Raw genomic sequence first — 4424 nt, forward strand, 5'->3', positions numbered from 1 at the left:
ATTCCTTCGCCTCGAAGTCGGGCGAGGACATCTGGCGCAAAATGATCGAGGCGACACCGGCCTTCTTGTGGATCAAGAGCGCCGACAACAGCCGGGCGACCCAGATCGCCGCCGGCCGGGCCTATGCGCGCGCGCAGCTGACGGCTACCAAGCTCGGACTGTCCATGCAGCCTTGGAGCATGAGTTTGCAGGAGTTCCCGGAGATGGCGCCTCTGTACGCGGCGACCCAGGCCAGGTTCGGCGCCACCCCCGCCGCGCCGGTGCAGATGCTGGTGCGCCTGGGACGGGCCAAGCCGGCCGGCCCATCCCCCCGCCGGGGCCTGGCCGAACATATCCTGGCATGACCGAGGACGATCCCACGACCTTCGTCTTCTTCAACGAGGTCGGCATCATCGAGCATCTGTCGCGCACCGCGGCGGAACGGCTGCTGCCGAAGGGCCTGTCGATGGCGGGTTTCACCGTGTTGAATCACTTGATCCGGCTGAAGCACGAGACCCGGGCGCCGGCCAAGATCGCGGGCGCTCTCCAGGTCACCAAGGGCGCGATGACCGGGACGCTGAAGCGGTTGGAAGCGGAGGGTTTCGTGACCGTCGCGGCCGATCCCGCCGACGGGCGCGGCAAGGCCGTCAGCGTCACGCCGGCCGGCCGGCTTGCCCGAGAGTCGGCGCTTGCGGCGCTTACCCCGGTCTTCAACGACCTGTTGTCGCAGATCGACGTCGCAGAACTGGCCGCCATCCTCCCGACGTTGCGCCGGGTGCGCCAGATCCTGGACGCCGCGCGCGACTAGAGGATGAACCGGCTGAGGTCGGCGTTCTTGGCGAGATCCCCAACCCGGGCGTTCACATAGGCCGCGTCCACCGCCACCGTGTCGCCGCCGCGGTCCGAGGCGGTGTAGCTGATCTCCTCCAGCACCTTCTCGATCACCGTCTGCAGCCGCCGGGCGCCGATGTTCTCCACGGCGTTGTTCACGGTGACGGCGGCGTCGGCCATGGCCTCGATGGCGTCGTCGGTGAAGGTGAGCGTCACGCCCTCGGTCAGCAGCAGGGCCTGGTTCTGGCGCACCAGGTTGGCCTCGGGCTCGGTCAGGATGCGGCGGAAGTCGTCGCGGGTCAGGGCCTTTAGCTCCACCCGGATCGGCAACCGGCCCTGGAGTTCGGGCAGCAGGTCCGAGGGCTTGGCGACGTGGAAGGCGCCCGAGGCGATGAACAGCACATGGTCGGTCTTCACCGGCCCGTACTTGGTGGAGACGGTGGTGCCCTCGATCAGCGGCAGCAGGTCGCGCTGGACGCCCTCGCGGCTGATGTCGGCGCCGCCCGAGCGTTCGCGGCTGGTGGCCACCTTGTCGATCTCGTCGAGGAAGACGATGCCCTCGTTCTCGGCCAGGGCGAGGGCCTCCTGGGTCAGGGCCTCCTGGTCCAGCAGCTTGTCGCTCTCCTCGGCGATCAGCGGCGCCCAGGCGCCCGACACCGTGGTCTTGTGGGTCTTGGTGCGGCCGCCGAAGGCCTTGCCCATCATCTCCGACAGATTGAGCATGCCCATGGAGGCGCCCGGCTGGCCGGGGATCTCGAAGGTGGGCATGCCTGCGCCAGTGTCGGCCAGGGTCAGCTCGACCTCCTTGTCGTCCAGCTCGCCGGCGCGCAGCTTCTTGCGGAAGCTTTCGCGAGCGGCGGTGGAGCCGGGGCCGGTCAGGGCGTCCAGCACCCGCTCCTCGGCGGCGGCCTCGGCCCGGGCCTTCACGGCGGCGCGGCGCTTGTCGCGGACCATGGCCATGGCGCTTTCCACCAGGTCACGGACGATCTGGTCGACGTCGCGGCCCACATAGCCGACCTCGGTGAACTTGGTGGCCTCGACCTTCAGGAAAGGCGCCTGGGCCAGCTTGGCCAGCCGCCGGGCGATCTCGGTCTTGCCGACGCCGGTGGGGCCGATCAACAGGATGTTTTTCGGCGTCACTTCGTCGCGCAGCTCGGCGGGCACCCGCCGGCGGCGCCAGCGGTTGCGCAGGGCCACGGCCACGGCCTTCTTGGCCTCCGGGTGGCCGACGATGTAGCGGTCCAGCTCGGAGACGATTTCGCGGGGAGAAAACTCGGTCATCCCCGCGATATAGGCGTCCGCGCGGCCATGTCACCTGCCCGGCGTCAGGCGGGCGGCTTTGGAGGGCTGGGCAACAGAGCGTCGTAGACCAGCTTCCAGCCTTCCACGCGGTTCTGCCAGACGCGGATATAGCGTCCTCCGCGCGGCTGGCCGTCGCGGGTCCAGGCCGCCTCGCCGTGGGTCCAGACCAGATCGCCCGCCTTCGAGGCCTCCGACCCCACGGACTTGAGCATCATGGTCGCAGGGCGCGCGGCCAGTTCGCGCGCCCGACCCTGGGGGCTGTTCTCCGGCACGATACGAGACCCGGCGATGCGGCCGTCGGGCGCCGTCAGCGCCTCGAAGGCCTGGGCAAGGTCGCGCGCGGCGGCTGCGTTCAGCCGCGCCTCGAGGGCGGCGACTTGAGCCTTCGCCTTCGTGGCCGATCCCGCGCCTGCGGTGGAAGGTTGCAGGTAGGCGACGGGGCTCCCGGCCGGGGCGGCGCCGGTGGTGTCGCTGCCCGGACCGCCGTCATAAATCCACTTCCAGCCACCGTCCGGCTGCTTGCGCCAGACCGTGAAGTAGTAGCCGCGCCCCACGCCGGCCACGGCGTAGGGTCCGGAGGTGAAGCCCAGATCCCCGGAAGCCGCGATCCCCGCCCAGAGCGGCCACCAGGTCAGGGGTGGCCGATCCCTGTCTGGCGGCTGGCTGGGGAAGGTCTCGTGGACCTTCACGATGTCGGGCTGAAAGACGATGGCCTCCGGCGCGGAGTGCTTCAGGAACGCGTCGCGCACCCCCAGCACCGGGCCATCGGCGGCGAAGGCCCGCTCGGCGGCCACCACGGGGGCCGGATCGACTCCGGCCTGGGCGAGGCCTGGGGAAGCGGTGATGGCGAGGGCAAGGATCAAACGGCGCAAGTCATGTCTCCCTTTGCCAGGGGAGCATGCGCCGCGTGGCGCGCGGGCGTAACGCGAAGTGTGACGTCGAAACGCGGCGCTACAGCGTTTCGACCGTCAACTGCCCGTTGGTGTAGACGCAGATCTTCGCGGCGATGCCCATGGCCTTGCGGGCCACCTCCTCTGCCGACAATGCGCTGTCATGTAGCGCCAGCGCCGCCGCCAGGGCGTAGTTGCCGCCGGAGCCGATGGCGGCGACGCCGGTTTCCGGCTCCAGCACGTCGCCGACCCCGGTGACGGTGAAGATGGCGTCCTTGTCGGCCACCAGCAGCATGGCCTCGAGACGGCGCAGGTAGCGGTCAGTCCGCCAGTCCTTGGCCAGGTCGACGCAGGCGCGCGCCAACTGGTCGGGATACTGTTCCAGCTTGGCTTCCAGCCGCTCGATCAGGGTGAAGGCGTCGGCCGTGGCGCCGGCGAACCCGGCCAGGACCTTGCCGCCCGCCAGGGTGCGCACCTTTCGGGCGTTGCCCTTCACCACGGTCTGGCCCATGGAAACCTGGCCGTCGCCGGCGATCACGGTCTTGCCGTCCTTGCGCACCGCCAGGATGGTCGTGCCGTGCCAGTCCGGAAAATTGCTGTTGGTCATGTCCTGCGATGTGGTCAGGGCCGGGTCTAAGGTCAAGCGCGATGAGTTTCACCGACGATGAGGTCGAACGCTACGCCCGCCATCTGGTGCTGCGGGAGGTGGGCGGTCAGGGCCAGCAGCGGCTGAAGGCCGCCAGCGTGATGATGGTCGGCGCGGGGGGTCTTGGCGCGCCCGCCGCGCTCTACCTGGCCGCCGCCGGGGTGGGGCGCATCGTCCTGGCCGATCCCGACGTGGTCGACACCTCCAACCTCCAGCGCCAGGTGATCTACACCGACGCCGATGTCGGCCGGCTGAAGGTCGAGGCGGCCGCCGAACACCTGCGCGCGCTAAACCCCCATGTCCATGTCGACTGCGCGCCCGTGCACCTGGAAGCCTGCAACGCCGGTCCGCTGGTGGCCGGCGTCGACATCGTCCTGGACGGCACCGACGACTTCGCCACCCGCTTCGCCGTCAACGCCGCCTGCGTGCAGCACGAGCGTACCCTGGTCTCCGGCGCCATCGGCCGATGGACCGGCCAGGTCGGCGTCTTCCGCGGCAAGCCCTGCTACCGCTGTTTGGTCCCCGACATACCGCCCGAGGCCGAGACCTGCTCGGCGGTGGGCGTGGTGGGGGCGCTGGCCGGGGTCGTCGGCTCAATGATGGCCCTGGAGGCGATCAAGCTGATCACCGGCGCCGGCGAGCCGCTGGCCGGCCGGCTGCTGATCTATGACGCGCTGGCGGCCGAGACACGGACGGTGAGGATCGGAGCCGATCCGGAGTGCGAGGTCTGTAGCCCTACAGCATCGCCGGAATAACCCGGTCCGGCGGCCGGTGGC

The 4424-nt window shown here is 69.9% G+C and carries 6 protein-coding genes; 3 read left to right on the plus strand and 3 right to left on the minus strand.

Features of this window, described 5'->3' with window-relative positions:
* Together RMO04_RS05485 and RMO04_RS05490 are read left to right on the plus strand one after the other, a co-directional pair.
* Nucleotides 1–344 (plus strand): hypothetical protein (locus tag RMO04_RS05485; RefSeq protein ID WP_309643784.1); only part of this gene is annotated, 344 nt, incomplete at its 5' end.
* Nucleotides 341–787: a MarR family transcriptional regulator gene (locus RMO04_RS05490; protein ID WP_309643785.1), complete on the plus strand. Its 447-nt coding sequence runs from the start codon at nucleotides 341–343 to the stop codon at nucleotides 785–787. The genes RMO04_RS05485 and RMO04_RS05490, both read left to right, overlap by 4 nt.
* Here the strand turns inward: RMO04_RS05490 and hslU are convergent.
* The 3 genes from hslU to hslV form a co-directional block, all read right to left on the minus strand.
* Nucleotides 784–2091 carry an ATP-dependent protease ATPase subunit HslU gene (gene hslU, locus RMO04_RS05495; RefSeq protein WP_309643786.1) on the minus strand — a complete coding sequence of 436 codons (1308 nt, stop codon included), beginning with the start codon at nucleotides 2089–2091 and terminating at the stop codon, nucleotides 784–786. The two genes, RMO04_RS05490 and hslU, sit on opposite strands and share 4 nt — an antisense overlap.
* A gap of 44 nt (nucleotides 2092–2135) precedes the next feature.
* A complete protein-coding gene (locus tag RMO04_RS05500) occupies nucleotides 2136–2984 on the minus strand; it encodes a DUF4440 domain-containing protein (protein ID WP_309643787.1) in 849 nt (282 codons plus the stop codon).
* A 79-nt stretch (nucleotides 2985–3063) separates the two neighbouring features.
* The gene (gene hslV / locus RMO04_RS05505) at nucleotides 3064–3645 is read right to left on the minus strand and encodes an ATP-dependent protease subunit HslV (RefSeq protein ID WP_405041463.1); all 582 of its coding nucleotides are present in this window, start codon (nucleotides 3643–3645) and stop codon (nucleotides 3064–3066) included.
* A gap of 5 nt (nucleotides 3646–3650) precedes the next feature.
* Between hslV and RMO04_RS05510 the strand changes: the two genes are divergently transcribed.
* Nucleotides 3651–4403, plus strand: a complete 753-nt coding sequence (locus tag RMO04_RS05510; RefSeq protein ID WP_309643788.1) for a molybdopterin-synthase adenylyltransferase MoeB — start codon at nucleotides 3651–3653, stop codon at nucleotides 4401–4403.
* Nucleotides 4404–4424 lie beyond the last annotated feature (21 nt).

The organism is Phenylobacterium sp., from assembly GCF_031412415.1.
In the GTDB taxonomy this organism is placed as follows: domain Bacteria; phylum Pseudomonadota; class Alphaproteobacteria; order Caulobacterales; family Caulobacteraceae; genus Phenylobacterium.

Coding starts and splice junctions, on each gene's coding strand:
- RMO04_RS05490 (WP_309643785.1), top strand. CDS start 341: ATGACCGAGGACGATCCCACGACCTTCGTCTTCTTCAACGAGGTCGGC.
- hslU (WP_309643786.1), bottom strand. CDS start 2,091: ATGACCGAGTTTTCTCCCCGCGAAATCGTCTCCGAGCTGGACCGCTAC.
- RMO04_RS05510 (WP_309643788.1), top strand. CDS start 3,651: ATGAGTTTCACCGACGATGAGGTCGAACGCTACGCCCGCCATCTGGTG.